Genomic DNA, 25,396 nt, shown 5'->3' with positions numbered 1-25,396 from the left:
CAGAAAAATTTAAGAAAATATAGTAAAATAGATAGGGTAACACTTATCTCAAAGGAGTAGACATGAAGAAAAAACTATTGGCAGGTGCCATTACACTATTATCAGTAGCAACTTTAGCAGCTTGTTCGAAAGGTTCAGAAGGGGCAGACCTTATCAGCATGAAAGGGGATGTCATCACAGAACATCAATTTTATGAGCAAGTGAAAATCAATCCTTCAGCCCAACAAGTCTTGTTGAATATGACCATCCAAAAAGTATTTGAGAAGCAATATGGCTCAGAAGTAGATGACAAAGAAATCGATGATATCATTTCTGGAGAAGAAAAACAATATGGTGAGAATTACCAACGTGTCTTATCACAATCAGGTATGACTCTTGAAACACGTAAAGCACAAATTCGTACAAGTAAATTAGTTGAATTTGCAGTTAAAAAGGCTGCAGAAGCTGAATTAACTGATGAAGCGTATAAGAAAGCATTTGAGAGCTATACTCCGGACGTAACTGCTCAAATTATTCGTCTCGATAATGAGGATAAAGCGAAAGAAGTACTCGAAAAAGCTAAGGCAAGTGGCGCAGATTTTGCTCAATTAGCTAAAGATAACTCAACTGATGAGAAAACTAAAGCTAACGGTGGTGAAATCACTTTTGATTCAGCTTCAACAGAAGTACCAGATCCAGTTAAGAAAGCAGCTTTTGCCTTGGATGTTAATGGCATTTCTGATGTCATTACAGCTACTGGTACTCAAGCATACAGCAGTCAGTATTACATTGTAAAACTCATTAAGAAAACAGAAAAGTCATCTAATATCGATGACTACAAAGAAAAATTGAAAACTGTTATCTTGACTCAAAAACAAAATGATGCATCATTTGTTCAAAGTATTGTCGGAAAAGAATTGCAAGCAGCCAATATCAAGGTTAAAGATCAAGCCTTCCAAAATATCTTTACCCAATATATCGGTGGTGGAGATTCAAGCTCAAGCAGTTCTTCAAAAGAATAAAACAGAAAAGAGCCAAGCGCTCTTTTTCTTATGAGAAAATCTATTATCTTAAGGGTAAGAGTTTTTTTCTTTCGGAAAAAATGGTATAATAGCAATCAAAACTAGAAAATAAACGGAATTTGGGAATAATTTCTTTTGTTCTCATTAGATTGGTGATACTATGAAGATTAGTAAGAGGCACCTGTTAAACTATTCTATTCTAGTCCCTTACTTACTTTTATCTATTTTGGGCTTGATTGTAGTTTATTCTACAACCAGTGCCATTCTTATCGAAGAAGGTAAAAGTGCCCTCCAATTGGTTCGAAGTCAGGGAATGTTTTGGATACTTAGTTTAATATTGATTGCCTTGATATATAAGCTGAAACTGAATTTTTTAAGAAAAGAACGACTGCTATTTATTATTATGTTTGTTGAGCTGATTCTTTTGGCTCTGGCTCGCTTAATTGGTACGCCAGTCAATGGAGCCTATGGTTGGATTTCAGTAGGACCTTTGACCATTCAGCCAGCTGAGTATTTGAAGATTATCATCGTCTGGTACTTGGCCCAACGTTTCTCAAAACAACAGGATGAAATTGGAATTTACGATTTTCAAGTTTTAACTCAAAATCAATGGATTCCTCGTGCTTTTAATGATTGGCGCTTCGTCCTACTAGTCATGATAGGAAGTTTAGCTATTTTCCCAGATTTGGGGAATGCGACCATCCTAGCTCTGGTCGCCTTGATTATGTATACAGTTAGTGGAATTGCTCATCGTTGGTTTATAGCCTTTATCGGTGTATTATTTGGAGTTTCAGCCCTGTCCTTATCAGCTATTTCTATGATCGGGGTTGATAAGTTTTCAAAAGTTCCAGTATTTGGTTACGTTGCTAAGCGTTTCAGTGCCTACTTTAATCCCTTTGCCGATTTGGCAGGGTCAGGTCACCAACTTGCAAATTCCTACTTTGCCATGGTAAATGGTGGGTGGTTTGGTCTAGGCTTAGGAAATTCAATCGAAAAACGTGGTTATTTACCAGAGGCCCATACAGACTTTGTATTTTCAATTGTTATTGAAGAGTTTGGATTTGTGGGAGCCAGCTTGATTTTAGCACTTGTCTTTTTCCTGATTTTACGAATTATCCTAGTCGGTATTCGTGCTAAGAATCCCTTTAATTCCATGATGGCGATTGGGGTTGGGGGGATGATGCTGGTACAGGTATTTGTCAATATCGGTGGAATTTCTGGCATTATTCCTTCGACAGGAGTAACCTTCCCCTTCTTATCACAAGGAGGGAACAGTCTCCTAGTCTTGTCTGTAGCCATTGCTTTTGTCTTAAATATTGATGCAAGTGAAAAACGTGCCCAATTATATGAGGAGTTAGAAACTCACTCATCAAACTATATGTAGAGTTGATAGTGGAAAGGATTACCTATGTCTCTTCAAAAATTAGAAAACTATAGTAATAAAGCTGTCGTGCAAGAAGAAGTATTGATTTTAACAGAATTGTTAGAAGATATCACTAAAAATATGCTTGCCCCAGAGACTTTTGAAAAAATCATGCAGTTGAAGGAATTGTCAACTCAAGAAGATTATCAGGGCTTGAACCAATTGGTTACTAGTCTGACAAATGATGAAATGGCTTATATTTCACGCTATTTCTCTATCTTGCCTCTTTTGATTAATATTTCAGAAGACGTGGATTTAGCCTATGAAATCAACCATCAAAATAACATCGATCAAGATTATCTTGGGAAATTATCAGCAACGATCAAAATGGTTGCAGAAAAAGAAAATGCGGTTGAAATTCTAGAACATTTGAATGTTGTCCCTGTTTTGACTGCCCATCCAACACAAGTACAACGTAAGAGTATGTTGGATTTGACCAACCATATCCATACCCTCTTGCGTAAGTACCGTGATGTGAAATTAGGCTTGATTAATAAGGAAAAATGGCATAATGATCTCCGTCGTTACATTGAGATTATCATGCAAACAGACATGATTCGTGAAAAGAAATTGAAAGTAACCAATGAAATCACGAATGTTATGGAATACTACAATAGTTCATTCCTGAAGGCAGTTCCTCATTTGACTGCTGAGTACAAACGTCTGGCTAAAAAACATGGCTTGGAGTTGAAACATCCAAAACCAATTACCATGGGTATGTGGATTGGTGGAGACCGTGATGGGAATCCTTTTGTTACAGCAGACACCTTGAAACAATCTGCTATGACTCAGTGTGAAGTCATCATGAACTACTATGATGAAAAAATTTACCAACTTTATCGTGAGTTCTCTCTCTCAACCAGTATTGTCAATGTGAGCAAGCAAGTCAGAGAAATGGCTCGTCAGTCTAAGGATAATTCTATTTATCGTGAAAAAGAGCTATACCGTCGTGCCTTGTTTGATATTCAATCAAAAATCCAAGCGACAAAAGCTTATTTGATTGAGGATAAGGAAGTTGGAGCTCGCTATGAAACAGCTAATGATTTTTATAAGGATTTAATTACCATTCGTGATTCCCTCTTGGAAAACAAGGGTGAAGCACTGATTTCTGGTGATTTTGTTGAGCTGATTCAGGCAGTTGAAATTTTTGGCTTTTATTTGGCATCTATTGACATGCGTCAAGATTCTAGTGTTCATGAAGCTTGTGTGGCCGAACTCTTGAAATCAGCAGGTATTCATTCTCATTATAGCGAACTCAGTGAAGAAGAAAAATGCCAGCTTCTTTTGAAAGAATTGGAAGAAGATCCACGTATTCTTTCTGCCACTCACGTTGAAAAATCAGAGTTACTTGAAAAAGAATTAGCAATCTTTAAGGCTGCTCGTAAGTTGAAAGATAAGTTGGGAGATGATGTCATTCGTCAGACTATCATTTCACATGCAACCAGCGTATCAGACATGTTGGAATTGGCTATCTTGCTAAAAGAAGTAGGGTTAGTTGATAAAGAAAGAGCCCGGGTCCAAATTGTTCCTCTCTTTGAAACAATTGAGGATTTGGACCACTCAGAAGAAACCATGAGAGAATATCTTTCTCTTCCTCTGGCCAAGAAATGGATTGCTTCACGCAATAACTATCAAGAAATCATGTTGGGCTACTCTGACAGTAATAAAGATGGTGGTTACCTATCATCATGTTGGACCCTCTACAAGGCTCAACAACAATTGACTGCTATCGGAGATGAATTTGGCGTTAAGGTTACCTTCTTCCATGGTCGCGGTGGTACTGTCGGTCGTGGTGGTGGACCAACCTATGAAGCCATCACCTCTCAACCTCTCAAGTCCATTAAGGATCGTATCCGCTTGACGGAGCAGGGTGAAGTAATCGGGAATAAATACGGAAACAAAGACGCAGCCTACTATAACCTTGAAATGTTGGTTTCAGCAGCCATTAACCGTATGATTACTCAGAAGAAGAGTGATACCAATACCTCAAATCGTTACGAAGCTATTATGGATCAAGTAGTGGACCGTAGTTACGATATCTACCGTGATTTGGTCTTTGGTAATGATCATTTTTATGATTATTTCTTTGAGTCAAGTCCAATCAAGGCTATTTCAAGCTTTAACATTGGTTCTCGTCCAGCTGCTCGTAAGACTATTACTGAAATCGGTGGTTTGCGAGCTATCCCTTGGGTATTCTCATGGTCGCAAAGTCGCGTCATGTTCCCTGGATGGTATGGGGTTGGTTCAAGCTTCAAGGAATTTATCGATAAAAATCCAGAGAATATCGCTATCCTACGAGATATGTACCAAAATTGGCCTTTCTTCCAATCGCTTCTTTCAAATGTTGATATGGTCTTGTCAAAATCAAATATGAACATTGCTTTTGAATATGCCAAACTGTGTGAGGATGAAGAAGTAAAAGCAATCTATGAGACTATTCTAAATGAATGGCAAGTTACCAAGGAAGTTATCTTGGCTATCGAAGGGTATGACGAACTCTTGGCTGAAAATCCATATCTAAAAGCAAGTTTGGATTATCGTATGCCTTACTTTAATATTCTCAACTATATCCAGTTGGAGTTGATTAAACGTCAACGCCGAGGAGAATTATCTAGCGACCAAGAAAAATTAATCCATACAACCATCAACGGAATTGCGACAGGATTGCGTAATTCAGGCTGATACCTATCAAACTTCCTCTTTTCTATAGGGGAAGTTTTTGAATCTTTCAAAAAAATGCTAAAAGAGTCTTGACAAGTAGTTGAAAAATGATATAATTTAACCATTCAGAAAAGTAATCATATAAAATTTTTAGAGAGTCTGTGGTAGCTGAAAACAGATAAGTGATGATGATGAAAATTGGGCTGAATGTTATTTAGAATTTGAAATCATAAAAATTCGGTGAGCACACCTTACAGTGCATCTCGTTATTGCGAGACAGAGCGATAGGGAAATTCCCTATAATTGAGGTGGTACCGCGCATCGACGTCCTCACACAAGTTTTTTTGTGTGAGGACTTTTTTGATGGAGGTTAGTATGGAAAGAAAACGATGGCGTCGCTTGTTTAGATAAGTGAAATATATTAAAGGAAATAAAAAGGAGAAATAGAATGAAAAATAAACGTTTAATTGGAATGATTGTTGCATTAGCAGTCTTAGTAGCAGGAAGTTTGATTTACTCTTCAATGAATACATCAGAAGCTAAAAATGAAAAGAAAGTTGCCAAAGTTGGTGTCCTTCAGTTTGTAAGCCATCCATCTCTTGACTTGATTTATAAGGGAATCCAAGATGGACTTGCAGAAGAAGGTTATAAAGATGATCAACTTAAAATCGATTTTATGAACTCAGAAGGTGACCAAAGTAAGGTTGCGACAATGAGTAAACAATTGGTTGCAAATGGGAATGACCTAGTAGTAGGGATTGCAACACCAGCTGCTCAAGGCTTGGCTAGTGCCACAAAAGACCTACCGGTTATCATGGCTGCTATTACAGACCCAATCGGTGCGAACTTGGTTAAAGATTTGAAAAAACCAGGTGGCAACATCACAGGGGTATCTGACCACAATCCAGCTCAACAACAAGTTGAACTCATCAAGGCTTTGACACCAAATGTGAAAACAATCGGAGCTCTTTACTCAAGCAGCGAAGACAATTCAAAAACTCAGGTAGAAGAATTTAAGGCTTATGCTGAAAAAGCAGGTTTGACAGTAGAAACATTTGCAGTTCCTTCAACAAATGAAATTGCTTCAACAGTTAACGTTATGACTAGCAAGGTTGATGCTATCTGGGTTCCAATCGATAACACTATTGCTTCAGCCTTCTCAACTGTTGTATCAAGCAACCAATCAGCTAAAAAACCAATCTACCCAAGCGCAACTGCCATGGTAGAAGCAGGTGGTTTGGCATCCGTTGTAGTTGATCAACATGATCTCGGTGTGGCAACAGGTAAAATGATTGCACAAGTTTTGAAAGGTGCAAAACCAGCTGATACTCCAGTCAATGTATTTTCAACTGGTAAGTCAGTAATTAACAAAAAATTGGCACAAGAATTAGGTATTACGATTCCTGAATCTGTTCTAAAAGAAGCAGGACAAGTGATTGAATAATCTAGAATGGAGGAGTTGGGGACATCTCCTCCAATTTTTTACAATAGAAATCATATAGAAAAGGTTAAGAAACAGATGATATTATCTATTATTTCTCAAGGATTTGTCTGGGCTATTCTAGGTCTGGGAATCTTTATGACATTTAGGATTTTGAACTTTCCAGATATGACGGCAGAAGGTTCCTTCCCTCTTGGGGGAGCTGTTGCTGTCACTTTGATAACAAGGGGCGTGAATCCCTTTTTAGCGACACTTGTTGCTGTTGGAGCAGGTTGTTTGGCTGGTATGGCAGCAGGACTTCTTTATACAAAAGGGAAGATCCCAACCTTGCTCTCAGGGATTTTGGTGATGACTTCTTGCCACTCTATCATGCTCTTGATTATGGGGCGTGCAAACTTAGGACTGCTTGGAACCAAGCAAATTCAGGATGTTTTGCCTTTTGATTCAGATTTGAACCAACTCTTGACAGGTCTCATCTTTGTCAGTCTTGTTATTGCTCTCATGCTCTTTTTCTTGGATACCAAACTAGGACAAGCCTATATTGCTACAGGTGACAATCCTGATATGGCTAGAAGTTTCGGGATTCATACTGGACGCATGGAGCTTATGGGCTTGGTTTTATCAAATGGTGTGATTGCACTTGCAGGAGCTCTTATTGCCCAGCAAGAAGGGTATGCTGATGTATCTCGAGGAATTGGTGTCATCGTTGTGGGGCTTGCAAGTTTGATTATTGGGGAAGTTATCTTCAAGAGTTTGAGCTTGGCAGAACGTCTGGTTACCATCGTTGTAGGTTCTATCGCTTATCAATTCTTAGTGTGGGCAGTTATTGCGCTTGGATTTAACACAAGTTACCTTCGTCTATACAGTGCAGTGATTTTAGCAGTCTGCCTCATGATTCCAACATTTAAGCAAACCATCTTGAAAGGAGCCAAGTTAAGCAAATGACAGCAATTGTAGAATTAAAAAATGCAACCAAAGTCGTTAAAAATGGCTTTGATGAAGAAAAGATTATTTTAAATGATGTTTCATTAGAAATTTTTGAACAGGACTTTATCACGATTTTAGGTGGAAATGGTGCTGGTAAATCAACTCTTTTTAATACTATTGCAGGAACTTTATCACTAACCAGTGGAACTATCCGTATTTTAGGTGAGGATGTTACCAAGTTTTCACCAGAGAAGCGAGCCAAGTATCTGTCTCGTGTCTTCCAAGACCCAAAGATGGGGACTGCTCCTCGTATGACAGTCGCTGAAAATCTTTTAATTGCCAAGTTTCGTGGTGAAAAGCGTGGATTGTTACCACGACGCTTGACTAGTTATAAGGATGAATTTCAGGCGACCATTGAAAAAGTAGGAAATGGTCTTGAGAAACACTTGAATACACCGATTGAGTTCTTATCAGGTGGTCAAAGACAAGCCTTGAGTCTCTTGATGGCAACCTTGAAGCGTCCTGAATTACTCTTGTTAGACGAGCATACTGCAGCCCTTGATCCAAAGACCAGTGTGGCCTTGATGGAATTGACGGATGAATTTGTCAAGAAAGACCAGCTGACAGCGCTTATGATTACCCACCATATGGAAGATGCTCTCAAATATGGCAATCGTTTAATTGTCATGAAAGAAGGACGAATTATCCAAGATTTGAACCAAGAAGATAAATCAAAAATGAAAATCTCTGATTATTATCAACTCTTTGAATAAAGTAGGGAAAATGAGTGAAATGGTTTACTTTTTTTCTGAAATAAAGTATACTATATAAAGTAAACTATGATAACATGGAGGTATTGTGTATGGTTGACAAACAAGTCATTGAAGAAATCAAAAACAATGCCAACATTGTGGAAGTCATAGGAGATGTGATTTCTTTACAAAAGGCAGGACGGAACTATCTAGGGCTCTGTCCTTTTCATGGTGAAAAAACACCTTCTTTTAACGTTGTAGAGGACAAGCAGTTTTACCACTGTTTTGGTTGTGGTCGCTCAGGTGATGTCTTTAAGTTCATCGAGGAGTACCAAGGAGTTCCTTTTATGGAGGCTGTCCAAATCTTAGGTCAGCGTGTTGGGATTGAGGTTGAAAAACCGCTTTATAGTGAGCAGAAGCCAGCTTCACCCCACCAAGCTCTTTATGATATGCATGAAGATGCTGCCAAATTTTATCATGCTATTCTCATGACAACGACCATGGGGGAGGAGGCCAGAAACTACCTTTATCAGCGTGGTTTGACAGATGAAGTGCTCAAGCATTTTCGGATTGGTTTGGCACCTCCAGAACGAAACTATCTCTATCAACGTTTGTCTGGTCAGTATCGAGATGAGGATTTCCTAGATTCAGGACTGTTTTATCTCTCGGATGCTAATCAATTTGTAGACACCTTTCACAATCGCATTATGTTTCCCCTGACAAATGACCAAGGAAAGGTCATTGCCTTCTCAGGTCGTATCTGGCAGAAAACGGATTCACAAACTTCTAAGTATAAAAATAGCCGATCGACTGCAATTTTTAACAAAAGTTACGAATTATATCATATGGATAGGGCAAAAAAATCTTCTGGAAAAGCCAGTGAGATTTATCTGATGGAAGGATTCATGGATGTCATTGCAGCCTATCGGGCTGGAATCGAAAATGCTGTCGCATCTATGGGAACAGCTTTAAGTCGTGAGCATGTTGAGCATCTGAAAAGATTAACCAAGAAGTTGGTTCTTGTTTATGATGGCGATAAGGCTGGACAAGCTGCGACATTGAAAGCGCTGGACGAAATTGGTGATATGCCTGTGCAGATCGTCAGCATGCCTGATAACTTGGATCCGGATGAATATCTACAAAAAAATGGTCCAGAAGACTTGGCCTATCTATTAACAAAAACTCGTATTAGTCCGATTGAGTTTTACATTCACCAGTATAAGCCTGAAAATAGTGAAAATCTGCAGGCTCAGATTGAGTTTATTGAAAAAATAGCTCCCTTGATTGTTCAAGAAAAATCTATCACTGCTCAAAACAGCTATATACATATTTTAGCTGATAGTCTGGCGTCCTTTGATTATGCCCAGATTGAGCAGATTGTTAATGAGAGTCGTCAGGCGCAAAGGCAGAATCGCATGGAAGGGGTTTCCAGACCGACGCAAATCACTATGCCTGTCACCAAGCAGTTATCGGCTATTATGAGGGCAGAAGCTCATCTACTTTATCGAATGATGGAATCTCCTCTTGTTTTGAACGATTACCGTTTGAGAGAAGACTTTGCATTTGACACACCTGAATTTCAGGTCCTATATGACTTGCTTGGCCAGTATGGCAATCTTCCTCCAGAAGTTCTAGCAGAACAGACAGAGGAAGTTGAAAGAGCTTGGTACCAAGTTTTAGCTCAGGATTTGCCTGCTGAGATGTCACCGCAGGAACTTAGTGAAGTAGAGATGACTCGAAACAAGGCTCTCTTGAATCAGGACAATATGAGAATCAAAAAGAAGGTGCAGGAAGCTAGCCATGTAGGAGATACCGACACAGCCCTAGAAGAATTGGAACGTTTAATTTCCCAAAAGAGAAGAATGGAGTAATAATGGCAACAAAACAAAAAGAAGTAACAACATTTGATGTACAAGTAGCAGAATTTATCCGTAATCATAAGCAAAAAGGGACAGCAACAGACGACGAAATCAATGCCAGTCTAGTCCTTCCTTTTACCTTGGACGCTGATGGGATTGAAGATCTCTTGCAACGGATTCAGGATGCAGGAATTTCTATCACAGATAACGAAGGAAATCCAAGCGCGCGTGTTCTTAGCAATGAAGAAGAACCAGAACTCAGCGATGAGGACTTGATTGGTTCAACTTCGGCTAAGGTTAATGACCCTGTCCGTATGTACTTGAAAGAAATCGGGGTCGTTCCTCTTTTGACCAATGAAGAGGAAAAAGAATTAGCACTAGCAGTTGAAGCTGGCGATATCGAAGCCAAACAACGTCTTGCGGAAGCCAATCTTCGTTTGGTTGTTTCTATTGCCAAACGCTATGTCGGGCGTGGTATGCAGTTCCTTGACTTGATTCAAGAAGGAAATATGGGCTTGATGAAGGCGGTTGACAAGTTTGACTATTCTAAAGGATTCAAGTTTTCAACTTACGCAACTTGGTGGATTCGTCAAGCTATCACTCGTGCTATTGCGGATCAAGCTCGTACCATCCGTATTCCAGTCCACATGGTTGAAACCATCAATAAATTGGTTCGCGAACAACGTAATCTCCTTCAAGAATTGGGACAAGATCCAACACCTGAGCAAATCGCCGAACGTATGGATATGACTCCTGACAAGGTTCGTGAAATCTTGAAGATTGCTCAAGAACCGGTATCTCTTGAAACTCCTATCGGTGAAGAGGATGATAGCCATCTTGGGGATTTTATCGAAGACGAAGTGATTGAAAATCCAGTGGACTATACAACTCGTATCGTCTTGCGTGAGCAGTTGGATGAGGTCTTGGATACTCTTACAGACCGTGAAGAAAATGTTCTGCGTCTACGTTTTGGGTTAGATGATGGAAAAATGCGTACTCTTGAAGATGTAGGTAAAGTCTTTAACGTGACTCGTGAGCGTATCCGTCAGATTGAAGCCAAGGCTTTGAGAAAACTACGCCAACCAAGTCGCAGCAAACCGCTTCGTGATTTTATTGAAGACTAAGAGTGAGGATGAATATGGCTTATACAGAAGAACAAATTGATAACATTAAAACACGGATTTTAACAGCCTTGGAAGAAGTCATCGACCCTGAGCTGGGAATCGATATTGTCAATCTTGGTTTGATTTATGAGATTCGTTTTGACGGCGACACAGGGCAAACAGAGATCGATATGACTTTGACAACTATGGGTTGTCCCCTAGCAGACCTTTTGACAGATCAGATTTATGATGCCATGACAGAGGTTCCAGAAGTGACGGATACTGAGGTTAAATTGGTATGGTATCCAGCCTGGACAGTTGAGAAAATGAGTCGTTATGCACGCATTGCCCTAGGCATTAAGTAAACATATAAAACCATGTGAGAGATTATTGGAAAAGCGAGGAAATTTCCCCTCTTTTCCTCTAGTCTCTCCTTTCTTTTGCTGATTTTATTCAAAGAAAATGATATAATAGTAGCTATGGAAAAAAAGAAATTACGCATCAATATGTTGAGTTCAAGTGAGAAAGTAGCAGGACAAGGAGTTTCAGGTGCCTACCGTGAATTAGTACGTCTTCTTCATCGTGATGCCAAGGATCAATTGATTGTTACAGAAAATCTTCCGATTGAGGCAGACGTGACTCACTTTCATACGATTGATTTCCCCTATTATTTATCAACATTCCAAAAGAAACGCTCAGGGAGGAAAATTGGCTATGTGCATTTCTTGCCTGATACACTTGAGGGGAGTTTGAAAATTCCATTTTTCTTAAAGGGAATTGTGAAACGCTATGTATTTTCTTTTTACAACCGGATGGAGCACTTGGTGGTGGTAAATCCTATGTTTATCGAGGATTTGGTGGCAGCTGGTATTCCACGCGAAAAGGTGACCTATATTCCTAACTTCGTCAATAAGGAAAAATGGCATCCCCTTCCAGCTGAACAAGTAGTGAAACTTCGTCAGGAAATGGATTTAGCTGATGAACAGTTTGTTGTTGTCGGTGCTGGTCAAGTTCAGAAACGTAAAGGGATTGATGATTTTATTCGTCTGGCTGAGGAATTGCCTCAGATTACCTTTATCTGGGCTGGTGGTTTCTCTTTTGGTGGTATGACAGATGGTTATGAACGCTACAAGAAAATTATGGAAAATCCTCCTAAAAATTTGATTTTTCCAGGTATTGTGTCACCAGAGCGGATGCGCGAATTGTATGCTTTAGCGGATCTTTTCTTGTTGCCTAGTTACAATGAACTTTTCCCTATGACCATTTTAGAAGCTGCCAGTTGTGAAGCTCCTATTATGTTGCGTGATTTGGACCTCTATAAGGTGATTTTAGAGGGAAATTATCGGGCGACAGCAGATAGGGAAGAGATGAAAGAGGCTATTTTAGAATATCAAGCAAATCCTGCTGCTTTAAAAGATTTGAAAGAAAAAGCTAAGAATATTTCTAGAGAGTATTCAGAAGAGCATCTCTTACAAATCTGGTTGGACTTTTATGAGAAACAAGCCACTTTAGGGAGAAAATAAAAAGTGAGGTAATCTATGCGAATTGGTTTATTTACAGATACCTATTTTCCTCAGGTTTCAGGTGTTGCGACCAGTATACGAACCTTAAAAACAGAACTTGAAAAGCAGGGGCATGCTGTTTTTATCTTTACGACGACAGATAAGGATGTCAATCGCTACGAAGATTGGCAAATCATCCGCATTCCAAGTGTTCCTTTCTTTGCTTTTAAAGATCGTCGCTTTGCCTACCGAGGTTTTAGCAAGGCGCTTGAAATTGCCAAACAGTATCAGCTAGATATTATCCATACTCAGACAGAATTTTCTCTTGGCTTGCTGGGAATTTGGATTGCGCGTGAATTGAAAATTCCAGTCATCCATACCTATCACACCCAGTACGAAGACTATGTGCATTATATTGCTAAGGGGATGTTGATTCGTCCTAGTATGGTCAAGTACTTAGTCAGAGGTTTCCTGCATGATGTGGATGGGGTGATATGCCCGAGTGAGATTGTCCGTGACTTGCTATCTGACTATAAGGTTAAGGTTGAAAAGCGGGTCATTCCAACTGGGATTGAATTAGCCAAGTTTGAGCGTCCTGAAATCAAGCAAGAAAACTTGAAAGAACTGCGTACTAAATTAGGGATTCAAGGTGATGAACAGATGTTGCTTAGTCTTTCCAGAATTTCCTATGAAAAAAATATTCAAGCAGTTTTAGCAGCCTTTGCAGAAGTTCTGAAAGAAGAAGACAAGGTTAAACTGGTGGTAGCTGGAGATGGTCCTTATCTGAATGACCTCAAAGAGCAAGCCCAGAAACTAGAGATTCAAGACTCAGTTGTCTTTACAGGGATGATTGCTCCTAGTGAGACAGCTCTCTACTATAAGGCAGCGGATTTCTTCATCTCGGCATCGACAAGTGAAACGCAAGGTTTGACATACTTGGAAAGCTTAGCCAGTGGGACACCTCTAATTGCTCATGGAAATCCTTATCTGGACAATCTGATCAGTGATAAAATGTTTGGAACCTTGTACTATGGAGAACATGATTTGGCTGGTGCTATTCTGGAAGCCCTGATTGCTACGCCGGACATGAATGAGCATACCTTATCAGAGAAATTGTACGAGATTTCAGCTGAGAACTTTGGAAAACGAGTGCATGAGTTTTATCTGGATGCCATCATTTCAAATAACTTCCAGAAAGATTTGGCTAAAGATGATACGGTCAGTCAGCGAATCTTTAAAACTGTTTTGTACCTTCCACAACAGGTGGTTGCTGTACCCGTAAAAGGCTCTAGACGCATGCTGAAGGCTTCAAAAACGCAGTTAATTAGCATAAGAGATTATTGGAAAGACCATGAAGAATAGAAAGAGGAACAGCTATGAAAAAAACAATTAATGAGAAGTGGGCGTGATAAAAAGATTGCGGGTGTTTGTGCTGGCGTGGCTTATTATTTTGATATAGATCCTACTATTGTTCGTGTAATATGGGGTGTTCTTGCTTTTGGTTACGGAGCAGGAATTGTAGCTTATATCATTTTATGGATTATTGCACCTGTATCAACTGACTATTGAAAACTAGCTGAATTCATGCTAAGATAATAGAAAATAGAATGTAACGAAGGAGAGAAAAATGGCATTTGGAGATAATGGAAATCGTAAAAAAACCTTGTTTGAGAAAATAACCTTGTTTATCGTGATTATCATGCTAGTAGCAAGTTTATTGGGAATTTTTGCAACTGCAATTGGTGCCCTCAGTAATCTATAAAATAGATTCAAGAAAATTTTGTGACTGGGATTTCCCAGCCCTTTTTTAAAGTGAGTAGAAAAAATGAGTATGTTTTTAGATACAGCCAAGATCAAGGTCAAGGCTGGTAATGGTGGCGATGGTATGGTTGCCTTTCGCCGTGAAAAATATGTCCCTAATGGTGGCCCTTGGGGTGGTGACGGAGGTCGTGGAGGAAATGTAGTCTTCGTTGTAGATGAAGGTTTACGTACCTTGATGGATTTCCGCTACAATCGTCATTTCAAGGCTGAATCTGGTGAAAAAGGAATGACCAAAGGAATGCATGGTCGTGGTGCTGAGGACCTTAGAGTTCGAGTACCACAAGGTACGACTGTCCGTGATGCAGAAACTGGCAAAGTTTTAACAGATTTGATTGAACACGGTCAAGAATTTATCGTGGCCCACGGTGGTCGTGGTGGTCGTGGAAATATCCGCTTTGCAACACCAAAAAATCCTGCACCTGAAATCTCTGAAAATGGAGAACCAGGTCAGGAACGTGAGTTACAGTTAGAACTTAAAATCCTTGCAGATGTTGGTTTAGTAGGCTTCCCATCTGTTGGGAAATCAACACTTTTAAGTGTTATCACATCTGCTAAACCTAAAATTGGTGCCTACCACTTTACGACAATTGTGCCTAATCTAGGTATGGTTCGTACCCAATCAGGTGAATCCTTTGCAGTGGCCGATCTACCAGGTTTGATTGAAGGCGCTAGTCAAGGTGTTGGTTTGGGAACTCAATTCCTCCGTCACATCGAGCGTACACGTGTCATCCTTCATATTATTGATATGTCAGCTAGCGAAGGCCGTGATCCTTATGAGGATTATCTTGCCATCAATAAAGAGCTGGAGTCATATAATCTCCGTCTGATGGAGCGTCCACAGATTATTGTAGCTAATAAGATGGACATGCCTGAGAGTCAGGAAAATCTTGTAGAATTCAAGAAAAAATTAGCTGAAAACTACGATGAATTTGAAGAGTTGCCAGCTATTTTCCCAATATCTGGTTTAACCAAGCAAGGTTTGGCTACGCTTTTGGATGCTACAGCTGAATTGTTAGACAAGACACCAGAATTCTTGCTCTACGACGAGTCAGATATGGAAGAAGAGGCTTACTATGGATTTGACGAGGAAGAAAAAGCCTTTGAAATTAGCCGTGATGACGATGCGACATGGGTACTTTCTGGTGAAAAACTCATGAAACTCTTTAATATGACCAACTTTGATCGTGACGAGTCTGTCATGAAATTTGCCCGCCAGCTTCGTGGTATGGGGGTTGATGAAGCCCTTCGTGCGCGTGGTGCTAAAGATGGGGACTTGGTCCGCATTGGTAAATTTGAGTTTGAATTTGTAGACTAGGAGACTGGTATGGGAGATAAACCGATATCTTTCCGAGATGCGGATGGCAATTTTGTTTCCGCCGCAGATGTTTGGAATGAAAAGAAATTGGAAGAACTGTTTAATCGTCTCAATCCAAATCGTGCCCTGAGATTGGCACGAACTAAAAAAGATAATCCATCTCAGTAAAATAGATAAAAGATTCCGTGCCATATGAGACACGGAATTTTTTTTATTCTTCAAAGAAAAATGGTGGAGCGAATTTTTTCAACTCTTCAAAGCATTTTTGGGCAGCTTCTGCATCTTCACAGATGACAAGACAGACATCATCGCCACAGAGGCTAGCGATAGCGTCAGGGAAGCTCAATGCATCAATGATAGAACCAAAGGATTGAGCAAGTCCAGGAAGGGTTTTTAGTAGGACTTGATGTTGAACTGGGCGCATCAAGACAAGAGCATCTTCCATGTAAATTTCGAGGCGTTTTTCCCATTTTGAGATTGAACCTGTATTGAGCACGTAGTAAGAGTTGTCTTCTTCTCGCACTTTTGAAAGGTTCATGCTTTTAATATCTCTCGAAAGTGTAGCTTGTGTAACTTGAATATCATTATCGGCAAGCAGAGATTGTAGCTCAGCTTGAGTGTGAATCTTGTTTTTCGTTACAAGAGCTCGTATGAGTTGGTGTCGGTGTTCAGATTTATTCATAAAATGTTACTCCTTGTACAAGGTACAGAAAGCGTGGACTGAACGAGAACGTCAGTCGGGTGGTAAGCGGTATTGTCACGTATGAAGATTTCAAAGTCAGTAGTAATTTAGAACGATACGGAGTGAGTCTCCTTCTTTTTACTTGTCACTAGTTGGGTGGAGATGAATTGGCTATCTATCCGTTTATCTACATTGGTGTCCTCTACTAACAGTAAATCCTTCAATTTGGGTAGCCTTTTGTCACGACTTGTTGTGAATTTACGATTAATGTCAATTCACAGAGATTTTCCAACATGTGGTGTGGTAGCGAGTGTTATAAATGGTTACACATGTTGGTTAGATTCTTAGTATCTTTTGTCAAAGGTCCAGTTTTAGCTACGTCATAGGTCTAGACTAGGATTGAATTTGATACTAAGTTTATGTGTAGTTTAACAGTTCAAGTGGAAATAGTTTCATCTTAAAAGTCTGGTACATTATACCTTTTGACAAGGTAGGATAAGACTAGACTGTTCAAGATCGACAGTCAGGTGGTAAGCGGTATTGTCACGGATTGTGATTTCAAAGTCAGTAGTATAGAGGACTAAACGAAGAGTGTCTCCTTCTTTTAACTTGTAAATAGTTGGTTGCAATTCAAATTGGATATCCATCCATTCATCTGCAGTAATATCCTCTACTAACAGTAAATCATTTCTATTTTGTAAATTGAGGTAGCCTTTTGTCACGACGCGTTGTGCATTTTCGCGAAAAGGCAATTCGTTGAGATTTTCCAACATATGGTAGCGACCGTTGTCAATGGTTCTAGCACTTAAAACAGCTGGATAAGGTTGCAGGTATTTTTTCTGTCCAAATTCTAGCAGTTGGGCAGATAAGAGCCCCTTATTTGTGCTGGATTTGATACGTAGATTGAGCTGAGCACGACCGTTCAAGTGAAGATCTTTAGTCACAGGAAGGTCAATAGTGATTTGATTGGCTTTCCCTTGATAAAGTTCCGTATTGAAGGTCTGGTAGGTCTTACCATAACGCTCAAAATCCTTATCTGAGTACTGGTTTTGAATGACTTGCACTTCTTGACCAAGTGAGAAGGTTTCAAAGTTCTCTTGCTCACCGAATGTATCAAGTGATAACCAAGCCTGAGGAGCTGTATTGTCCTGCCAGATAACAGTAGGAAGTTGGTATTCCGTTTCCTGTCCCAATAATTTCTTAGTCAATAAGGCATTCATGGATTCACGGAAGTCAATGGATTGCCAGTTGTTCATATAAACATGAGCGCCATTATGGAAAAAGAGATGCTTATTTATATAAGCAGGAAGGGCATGGAACATCTGGTAAACATGAAGTGGTTTGACATTCCAATCCTGAGACCCATGGGTAAAGACAACCTCTGCTTTTACCTTATGGGCATTGAGTAGATAATTACGGTCATGCCAAAACTGATTGTAGTCGCCAGACTTGCGATCCAGTTGCTCTTTTACTTTTTCTAAGTCAGCTTGGTGAGCTTCGTTCCCGCGAATATAGTCACCAGCCAAGAGATTACGAGAGTAGGTTAGTTCAGCAAGGGAGTCAAAGTCCTCCCCTGGATATCCACCTGGGCTAGTTACCAGACCGTTTTCACGGTAGTAGTTGTACCACGAAGAAATACCAGCCTCGGCAATGATAACCTCTAAACCATCTACACCTGTAGTCGAAAGACCATTGGACATAGTACCTAGATAAGAAAGTCCAGTTGTGGCTACTTTTCCGTTTGACCAGTCAGCCTTGACTTGACGCTGGCGCGTATGGTCAGTAAAGGCACGGCAGCGACCATTGAGCCAGTCAATGACATTTTTATAAGCCTCTATTTGCTGGTAGTCCCCGTTAGTCATGAAACCTGTAGAGTCTTTGGTACCAACACCTGAAACATAGAGATTAGCAAACCCTCGTGGAAGGAAGTAGTCGTTGAGACTATAGCTAGCGTTGATGTGCGTTAGCTTTTCCTCAGCTTCTGACACAAGCTCAGCTTGACCTTGAGCTTGGACGAGATTTAGTTGAGGCTCCTCTAGCTCAATCTTGTGAGCAGGCTTCACTTCAAGCTCGCCCTCCATCTTGTAGAGAGTCTTGTCGCTGGCTTTATCATTTGTTCCCTGATGGTAGGGGCTGGCTGTCATGATAGCAGGGATTTTTCCATCATAACGAGGACGAATAATGCTGACCTTGACTAGGTCTGGTAGACATTTTTGGTCAGTATCGACACGAGACTCAACGTAAACGACTTCTCGAATGACATTATGGCTAGAAAAAGTTGCTAAACTTTTGCCGTTAAAGTAGTGATAGTCATTATCCTCAGGAATAAGACCGTCACTAACAAGTTGGTCGATAAGTGTGTTCCCTTTTTTGGTACGAGTATTGAGTAACTGATAGAGATTTTCAATCAAATCACCGTATACGATGGGAAAACCAGTTTCTTTACGAAAAACATCACTGTCCTCGAAGTCAACCAAGTAAGAAAAACCTAAAAGTTGAAAGGCTACAATATAGAAAATATCTGCAGTCAACTCTTTGTCTGACTGAAGAAAAGTCAGTAAGTCAGTTTCTTTATCAACTGCTAAACAGGATAGAGGATAGGCACTATCTTTATAATTAAAAAAGAAACGAATAAGAAACGCTTCAAGCATTTTTTTATTTGTGATGTTGACTGGTAAATCAAATCCATACTTTTTTAATTCAAAGATAATTGTATCTCTAGGTAGCGCAAAATAGCTGAATTGATTAAAACGCATAAAAGCCTCCTACTTATGAAATATATTAAGGTTATTATATCAAAAAATAGAGAGAAAAGATACTATAAAAATTAATAGAAACTATAATAAATAAAAATAAGTATTTATAAAATAAACATGTGAAATGATAAGCTTAAATACAAAAATATTAGTGGTACTGTTGGAAATCATCCAAGGATTGTCTAATTAACTATGATTTGAGCTATTAGATATTAAAGTATCAGTAATAGTAATAGAAATTTTAAGAAAATGGTATAATATAGTGAGAACGATAGAGGAGAAGTGTAAATTGATCGCACAACTAGATACAAAAACAGTCTATAGTTTTATGGAGAGTGTCATTTCAATCGACAAGTATGTGAGAGTAGCAAAAGACTATGGCTACACTCATCTGGCTATGATGGATATTGACAATCTTTACGGGGCTTTCGATTTTCTAGAGGTTACAAAAAAATACGGCATTCATCCTTTGTTAGGGCTTGAAATGAATGTGCTTGTAGATGATAAAGATGTGAATCTGCGCTTTTTAGCTCTATCTAGTGTGGGCTACCAGCAGTTGATGAAACTTTCAACAGCCAAGATGCAGGGGGAGAAAAGTTGGTCAGTTCTATCACAGTATCTAGAGGATATTGCGGTAATTGTGCCTTATTTTGAAGAACTTGAGTTGTTAAATCTAGGTTGTGATTACTATATAGGGGTTTATCCAGAAACACTGGCCAGCGAATTTCATCATCCTATTTTGCCATTGTATCGGGTCAACACATTTGAAAGTAAGGATAGAGAAGTTCTTCAAGTATTAACAGCGATTAAAGAAAATCTACCGCTCAGAGAAGTTCCTTTGCGTTCGAGACAAGATGTTTTTATATCAGCAAGTTCTTTAGAGAAACTATTCCAAGAACGTTTTCCTCAAGCCTTGGAAAACCTAGAAAAGCTAATTTCAGGTATTTCTTATGACTTGGATACTAGTTTAAAATTACCTCGTTTTAATCCAGCAAGGCCAGCAGTAGAAGAATTGAGAGAACGTGCTGAGATGGGGCTTGCTCAGAAGGGGTTAACTGGTAAAGAATATCAAGACCGTCTAGACCAAGAATTGGCTGTTATTCATGATATGGGCTTTGATGATTATTTCTTGGTTGTTTGGGATTTATTGCGTTTTGGACGTTCGAATGGCTATTATATGGGAATGGGACGGGGTTCTGCAGTTGGTAGCTTGGTTTCCTATGCTCTAGACATTACAGGGATTGACCCAGTTCAGAAAAATCTGATTTTTGAACGTTTCCTCAATCGTGAACGCTATACCATGCCTGATATTGATATTGATATTCCTGATATTTATCGTCCAGATTTTATCAGATATGTTGGTAATAAATATGGTAGTAAACATGCGGCTCAAATCGTTACTTTTTCTACCTTTGGGGCCAAGCAAGCTTTACGTGATGTCTTGAAACGTTTTGGTGTGCCAGAGTATGAATTATCTGCAATTACCAAAAAAATCAGTTTTCGTGATAATCTCAAGTCGGCCTATGAGGGTAACCTCCAGTTTCGTCAGCAAATTAATAGTAAGTTAGAATACCAAAAAGCCTTTGAAATTGCCTGCAAGATTGAGGGATATACAAGACAAACCTCTGTCCATGCAGCTGGTGTTGTAATCAGCGACCAAGATTTGACCAATTACATCCCTCTAAAGCATGGTGACGAAATTCCACTGACTCAATATGATGCTCATGGAGTCGAAGCAAGTGGACTTTTGAAGATGGATTTTCTGGGACTAAGAAATTTGACCTTTGTCCAGAAGATGCAAGAATTACTTGCAGAAACAGAAGGTATTCATATAAAAATAGAAGAAATTGATTTGGAAGACAAAGAAACGTTAGCTCTTTTTGCTTCTGGTAATACAAAAGGTATCTTTCAATTTGAACAACCTGGTGCCATTCGCTTGCTCAAACGTGTGCAACCAGTCTGTTTTGAAGATGTCGTAGCAACTACTTCTCTAAATCGACCAGGTGCCAGTGACTACATCAATAATTTTGTGGCAAGAAAGCATGGGCAGGAAGAAGTGACTGTTCTCGATCCAGCTCTGGAGGATATTTTGGCTCCAACTTATGGCATTATGCTCTATCAGGAGCAGGTTATGCAGGTTGCTCAGCGATTTGCTGGATTTAGTCTTGGGAAAGCCGATATTTTGCGTCGAGCTATGGGTAAAAAGGATGCCTCTGCCATGCATGAGATGAGGGCTTCCTTTATTCAAGGCTCCATAGAAGCTGGTCATACTGTGGAAAAAGCAGAGCAGGTTTTTGATGTTATGGAGAAGTTTGCAGGTTATGGTTTTAACCGATCTCACGCCTATGCCTACTCAGCCTTAGCCTTCCAGTTGGCTTATTTCAAAACGCATTATCCAGCCATCTTTTATCAAATTATGTTGAATTCTGTCAACAGTGATTATGTAACAGATGCCTTAGAAGCAGGTTTTGAAGTAGCCCCATTGTCCATTAATACTATTCCCTATCACGATAAAATTGCAAAGAAGTCCATCTATCTAGGTTTGAAATCGATTAAGGGGCTCAGCAAGGATTTGGCGCTTTGGATTATTGAAAATAGACCCTATTCGAGCATTGAAGATTTTATAGCTAAATTACCTGAGAATTATCTGAAACTTCCTCTGCTAGAACCTTTGGTAAAAGTTGGTCTTTTCGATTTATTTGAAAAAAATCGTCAAAAAGTATTCAATAATTTAGCTAATCTATTTGAATTTGTGAAAGAGTTAGGAAGCTTGTTTGGTGATACGATATATAGTTGGCAGGAATCGGAAGATTGGATGGACCAAGAAAAATTCTACATGGAACAAGAGCTTCTAGGAGTAGGAGTCAGCAAACATCCCTTACAAGCTATTGCAGGTAAGGCTATTTACCCGATTATCCCAATTGGAAATTTGTCAGAAAATAGCTACGCTATTATTTTGGTTGAAGTTCAGAAAATAAAAGTAATTCGTACCAAAAAAGGTGAAAATATGGCTTTCTTACAGGTGGATGACAGTAAGAAAAAATTGGATGTCACACTCTTTTCAGACTTATATCGTCAGGTTGGGCAGGAAGTAAGAGAAGGAGCTTTCTACTATATAAAAGGAAAAATCCAGTTACGAGATGGCCGTCTGCAAATGATTGCACAAGAAATAAGAGAAGCAGTAGCTGAGCGTTTTTGGATTCAGGTGAAAAATCATGACTCAGATCAAGAAATTTCGAGAATTTTAGATCAATATAAAGGCCCAATCCCAGTCATCATCAGGTATGAAGAGGAACAGAGAACAATTGTTTCCCCCCATCATTTTGTAGTTAAATCCACTGAATTAGAAGCGAAATTAGGTGGAATCGTTATGAAAACGATTTATCGCTAAAATTACGGAAAATAGAAGAATTTTCCATTTAAATGTGATATAATCAGTAAGAATGTTAAAAGAAAAAGGAGCATAACCAATATGAAACGTATTGCTGTTTTGACTAGTGGTGGAGACGCCCCTGGTATGAACGCTGCTATCCGTGCAGTTGTTCGTCAAGCAATTTCAGAAGGAATGGAAGTATTTGGTATCTATGATGGATATGCTGGTATGGTTGCTGGTGAAATTCATCCCCTAGATGCGGCTTCAGTAGGAGACATCATTTCTCGTGGTGGTACTTTCCTTCACTCTGCTCGTTACCCAGAGTTCGCTCAACTTGAAGGGCAACTTAAAGGGATTGAGCAATTGAAAAAACACGGAATTGAAGGTGTAGTTGTTATCGGTGGTGACGGATCTTACCACGGTGCTATGCGTTTGACTGAACATGGATTCCCAGCTATCGGTCTTCCTGGTACAATCGATAACGATATTGTTGGTACTGACTTCACAATCGGTTTTGACACAGCGGTTACTACTGCTATGGATGCTATCGATAAGATTCGTGATACATCATCAAGTCACCGTCGTACATTTGTTATCGAAGTTATGGGACGTAACGCAGGTGATATCGCTCTTTGGGCTGGTATTGCAACTGGTGCTGATGAAATCATCATTCCTGAAGAAGGATTCAAGATTGAAGATATCGTAGAAAGCATTAAATGTGGATACGAGTGTGGTAAAAAACACAATATCATCGTCTTGGCAGAAGGTGTGATGTCAGCAGCTGAATTTGGTCAAAAACTTAAAGAAGCTGGAGATACAAGCGACCTTCGTGTGACAGAACTTGGACATATTCAACGTGGTGGTTCTCCAACTGCGCGTGACCGTGTTTTGGCATCACGTATGGGTGCACATGCCGTTAAACTTCTTAAAGAAGGTATCGGTGGTGTTGCGGTTGGTATCCGTAACGAAAAAATGGTTGAAAACCCAATTCTTGGAACTGCAGAAGAAGGAGCATTGTTTAGCCTTACTGCAGATGGTAAGATTGTGGTTAACAACCCACATAAAGCTGACCTTGAGCTATCTAGCTTGAATAAGAGCTTATCATAATTTATAATTTAGTTAATAAGACCAAAAAGGTCATATATAAAGGAGTCACAAAAATCATGAATAAACGTGTAAAAATCGTTGCAACTTTGGGACCTGCGGTAGAAATCCGTGGTGGTAAAAAATTTGGCGATGACGGATACTGGGGTGAAAAACTTGATGTTGAAGCTTCAGCTAAAAACATTGCTAAATTGATCGAAGCTGGTGCTAACACATTCCGTTTCAACTTCTCACACGGTGATCACCAAGAACAAGGTGACCGTATGGCAACTGTTAAACTTGCTGAAAAACTTGCAGGTAAAAAAGTTGGTTTCCTTCTTGATACAAAAGGACCAGAAATCCGTACTGAATTGTTTGAAGGAGATGCAAAAGAGTACTCTTACACAACTGGTGAAAAAATCCGTGTTGCTACTAAACAAGGAATCAAATCAACTCGTGATGTGATCGCATTGAACGTTGCTGGTGCTCTTGATATCTATGATGATGTTGAAGTTGGTCGTCAAGTTTTGGTTGACGATGGTAAACTTGGTCTTCGTGTGGTTGCTAAAGATGACGCAACTCGTGAGTTTGAAGTTGAAGTTGAAAACGATGGTGTAATTGCTAAACAAAAAGGTGTTAACATCCCTAACACTAAAATTCCTTTCCCAGCTCTTGCTGAACGTGATAACGACGATATCCGCTTTGGTCTTGAACAAGGAATTAACTTCATCGCGATTTCATTCGTACGTACTGCAAAAGACGTGAACGAAGTACGTGCAATCTGTAAAGAAACTGGAAACGGACACGTTCAATTGTTCGCTAAAATCGAAAACCAACAAGGTATCGACAACTTGGATGAAATCATCGAAGCTGCTGATGGTATCATGATCGCTCGTGGTGACATGGGTATCGAAGTACCATTCGAAATGGTTCCAGTTTACCAAAAAATGATTATCAAGAAAGTCAATGCTGCAGGTAAAGTTGTTATCACAGCAACAAACATGCTTGAAACAATGACTGAAAAACCACGTGCAACTCGTTCAGAAGTATCAGACGTATTCAACGCTGTTATCGACGGTACTGATGCTACAATGCTTTCAGGTGAGTCTGCAAACGGTAAATACCCACTTGAGTCAGTAACTACAATGGCTACAATCGACAAGAACGCTCAGACTCTTCTTAACGAATACGGTCGTTTGAACTCAGATTCATTTGAACGTAACTCTAAGACAGAAGTAATGGCTTCAGCTGTTAAAGATGCTACTAACTCAATGGATATCAAATTGGTTGTAACTCTTACTAAGACAGGTCACACTGCACGTTTGATTTCTAAATACCGTCCAAATGCTGATATCTTGGCATTGACATTTGACGAATTGACAGAACGTGGATTGATGTTGAACTGGGGTGTTATCCCAATGTTGACAGATGCTCCATCATCAACTGATGATATGTTCGAAATTGCTGAACGTAAAGCAGTTGAAGCAGGTCTTGTACAATCTGGTGACGATATCGTTATCGTAGCTGGTGTACCAGTTGGAGAAGCTGTACGTACAAACACAATGCGTATCCGTACAGTACGTTAATTAAAATGAAAAAAGCCTATCATATCAAGCTTTCTAGCCTGTATGATAGGTTTTTTTGTAGCAGGGGGCAAATAAGGGGCAAAACTTTTTAAAAAAGGCCAGTTAATACAA

20 protein-coding genes, 1 pseudogene and 1 other annotated feature are annotated in these 25,396 nt (G+C 39.5%); of the genes and pseudogenes, 18 read left to right on the top strand and 3 right to left on the bottom strand.

Features of this window, described 5'->3' with window-relative positions; translation table 11 throughout:
* The first annotated feature begins 62 nt into the window (after positions 1-62).
* The 15 genes from prsA to ADH52_RS11485 all read left to right on the top strand — a co-directional run bounded on the left by prsA (position 63) and on the right by ADH52_RS11485 (position 15,973).
* Entirely contained in the window at positions 63-1,001 is a 939-nt protein-coding gene (gene prsA, locus ADH52_RS05950; RefSeq protein ID WP_049488739.1) for a peptidylprolyl isomerase PrsA, read from the top strand.
* Positions 1,002-1,161: 160 nt separating this feature from the next.
* Positions 1,162-2,385 carry a cell division peptidoglycan polymerase FtsW gene (ftsW, locus tag ADH52_RS05945; protein ID WP_049510558.1) on the top strand — a complete coding sequence of 408 codons (1,224 nt, stop codon included), beginning with the start codon at positions 1,162-1,164 and terminating at the stop codon, positions 2,383-2,385.
* A 24-nt stretch (positions 2,386-2,409) separates the two neighbouring features.
* A complete protein-coding gene (gene ppc / locus ADH52_RS05940) occupies positions 2,410-5,106 on the top strand; it encodes a phosphoenolpyruvate carboxylase (protein ID WP_049491794.1) in 2,697 nt (898 codons plus the stop codon).
* Between the two features lie 96 nt (positions 5,107-5,202).
* Positions 5,203-5,420 (top strand) — a binding site (T-box leader).
* 113 nt (positions 5,421-5,533) lie between these two features.
* Positions 5,534-6,529 carry a tryptophan ABC transporter substrate-binding protein gene (gene trpX, locus ADH52_RS05935; protein WP_049510557.1) on the top strand — a complete coding sequence of 332 codons (996 nt, stop codon included), beginning with the start codon at positions 5,534-5,536 and terminating at the stop codon, positions 6,527-6,529.
* 75 nt (positions 6,530-6,604) lie between these two features.
* A complete protein-coding gene (locus tag ADH52_RS05930; RefSeq protein WP_049510622.1) occupies positions 6,605-7,471 on the top strand; it encodes an ABC transporter permease in 867 nt (288 codons plus the stop codon).
* A complete protein-coding gene (locus ADH52_RS05925; protein ID WP_049510556.1) occupies positions 7,468-8,226 on the top strand; it encodes an ABC transporter ATP-binding protein in 759 nt (252 codons plus the stop codon). Before ADH52_RS05930 ends, ADH52_RS05925 begins: the two co-directional genes overlap by 4 nt.
* An 89-nt stretch (positions 8,227-8,315) precedes the next feature.
* Positions 8,316-10,076 carry a DNA primase gene (gene dnaG / locus ADH52_RS05920; protein ID WP_049510555.1) on the top strand — a complete coding sequence of 587 codons (1,761 nt, stop codon included), beginning with the start codon at positions 8,316-8,318 and terminating at the stop codon, positions 10,074-10,076.
* Between the two features lie 2 nt (positions 10,077-10,078).
* Positions 10,079-11,188 (top strand): RNA polymerase sigma factor RpoD, encoded by a 1,110-nt coding sequence (gene rpoD, locus ADH52_RS05915; RefSeq protein ID WP_049510554.1) that lies wholly within the window; start codon positions 10,079-10,081, stop codon positions 11,186-11,188.
* A 14-nt stretch (positions 11,189-11,202) separates the two neighbouring features.
* Positions 11,203-11,532, top strand: coding sequence for a metal-sulfur cluster assembly factor (locus ADH52_RS05910; protein ID WP_000331921.1), 330 nt, complete (start codon positions 11,203-11,205; stop codon positions 11,530-11,532).
* Positions 11,533-11,646: 114 nt separating this feature from the next.
* Positions 11,647-12,690 (top strand): alpha-galactosylglucosyldiacylglycerol synthase, encoded by a 1,044-nt coding sequence (cpoA, locus tag ADH52_RS05905; RefSeq protein ID WP_049510553.1) that lies wholly within the window; start codon positions 11,647-11,649, stop codon positions 12,688-12,690.
* 15 nt (positions 12,691-12,705) lie between these two features.
* Positions 12,706-14,031 carry a glycosyltransferase family 4 protein gene (locus tag ADH52_RS05900; RefSeq protein ID WP_049510552.1) on the top strand — a complete coding sequence of 442 codons (1,326 nt, stop codon included), beginning with the start codon at positions 12,706-12,708 and terminating at the stop codon, positions 14,029-14,031.
* 30 nt (positions 14,032-14,061) lie between these two features.
* Positions 14,062-14,238 (top strand): PspC domain-containing protein, encoded by a 177-nt coding sequence (locus ADH52_RS05895; RefSeq protein ID WP_025170725.1) that lies wholly within the window; start codon positions 14,062-14,064, stop codon positions 14,236-14,238.
* A 58-nt stretch (positions 14,239-14,296) separates the two neighbouring features.
* Positions 14,297-14,431: a DUF4044 domain-containing protein gene (locus tag ADH52_RS05890; RefSeq protein ID WP_000863855.1), complete on the top strand. Its 135-nt coding sequence runs from the start codon at positions 14,297-14,299 to the stop codon at positions 14,429-14,431.
* A gap of 63 nt (positions 14,432-14,494) precedes the next feature.
* Positions 14,495-15,805, top strand: a complete 1,311-nt coding sequence (gene obgE, locus ADH52_RS05885; RefSeq protein WP_042899739.1) for a GTPase ObgE — start codon at positions 14,495-14,497, stop codon at positions 15,803-15,805.
* 9 nt (positions 15,806-15,814) lie between these two features.
* Positions 15,815-15,973, top strand: a complete 159-nt coding sequence (locus ADH52_RS11485; RefSeq protein WP_007284777.1) for a hypothetical protein — start codon at positions 15,815-15,817, stop codon at positions 15,971-15,973.
* 43 nt (positions 15,974-16,016) lie between these two features.
* Here the strand turns inward: ADH52_RS11485 and ADH52_RS05875 are convergent, their stop codons facing one another.
* From ADH52_RS05875 to ADH52_RS05870, 3 genes and pseudogenes are all read right to left on the bottom strand, one after another.
* The gene (locus tag ADH52_RS05875; RefSeq protein WP_049510551.1) at positions 16,017-16,487 is read right to left on the bottom strand and encodes an arginine repressor; all 471 of its coding nucleotides are present in this window, start codon (positions 16,485-16,487) and stop codon (positions 16,017-16,019) included.
* Positions 16,484-16,788 (bottom strand): annotated as a pseudogene (locus tag ADH52_RS11685) (Xaa-Pro dipeptidyl-peptidase); the annotation flags it as partial. The pseudogene ADH52_RS11685 and the gene ADH52_RS05875, both read right to left, overlap by 4 nt.
* Positions 16,789-16,960: 172 nt before the next feature.
* Entirely contained in the window at positions 16,961-19,243 is a 2,283-nt protein-coding gene (locus tag ADH52_RS05870) for a Xaa-Pro dipeptidyl-peptidase (RefSeq protein WP_049510550.1), read from the bottom strand.
* Between the two features lie 289 nt (positions 19,244-19,532).
* Here ADH52_RS05870 and ADH52_RS05865 point away from each other — a divergent pair, with 289 nt between their 5' ends.
* From ADH52_RS05865 to pyk, 3 genes are all read left to right on the top strand, one after another.
* The gene (locus tag ADH52_RS05865; RefSeq protein ID WP_049510549.1) at positions 19,533-22,634 is read left to right on the top strand and encodes a DNA polymerase III subunit alpha; all 3,102 of its coding nucleotides are present in this window, start codon (positions 19,533-19,535) and stop codon (positions 22,632-22,634) included.
* Positions 22,635-22,715: 81 nt separating this feature from the next.
* A complete protein-coding gene (gene pfkA / locus ADH52_RS05860) occupies positions 22,716-23,723 on the top strand; it encodes a 6-phosphofructokinase (protein WP_000820863.1) in 1,008 nt (335 codons plus the stop codon).
* A gap of 56 nt (positions 23,724-23,779) precedes the next feature.
* A complete protein-coding gene (gene pyk, locus ADH52_RS05855; RefSeq protein ID WP_004259601.1) occupies positions 23,780-25,285 on the top strand; it encodes a pyruvate kinase in 1,506 nt (501 codons plus the stop codon).
* Positions 25,286-25,396: the final 111 nt, after the last annotated feature.

It is taken from the genome of Streptococcus pseudopneumoniae, assembly GCF_001072665.1.
Lineage (GTDB): Bacteria > Bacillota > Bacilli > Lactobacillales > Streptococcaceae > Streptococcus > Streptococcus pseudopneumoniae_S.
Note: the sequence above shows the minus strand (reverse complement) of the source record. Positions and strands in the feature narration are given on the sequence as shown.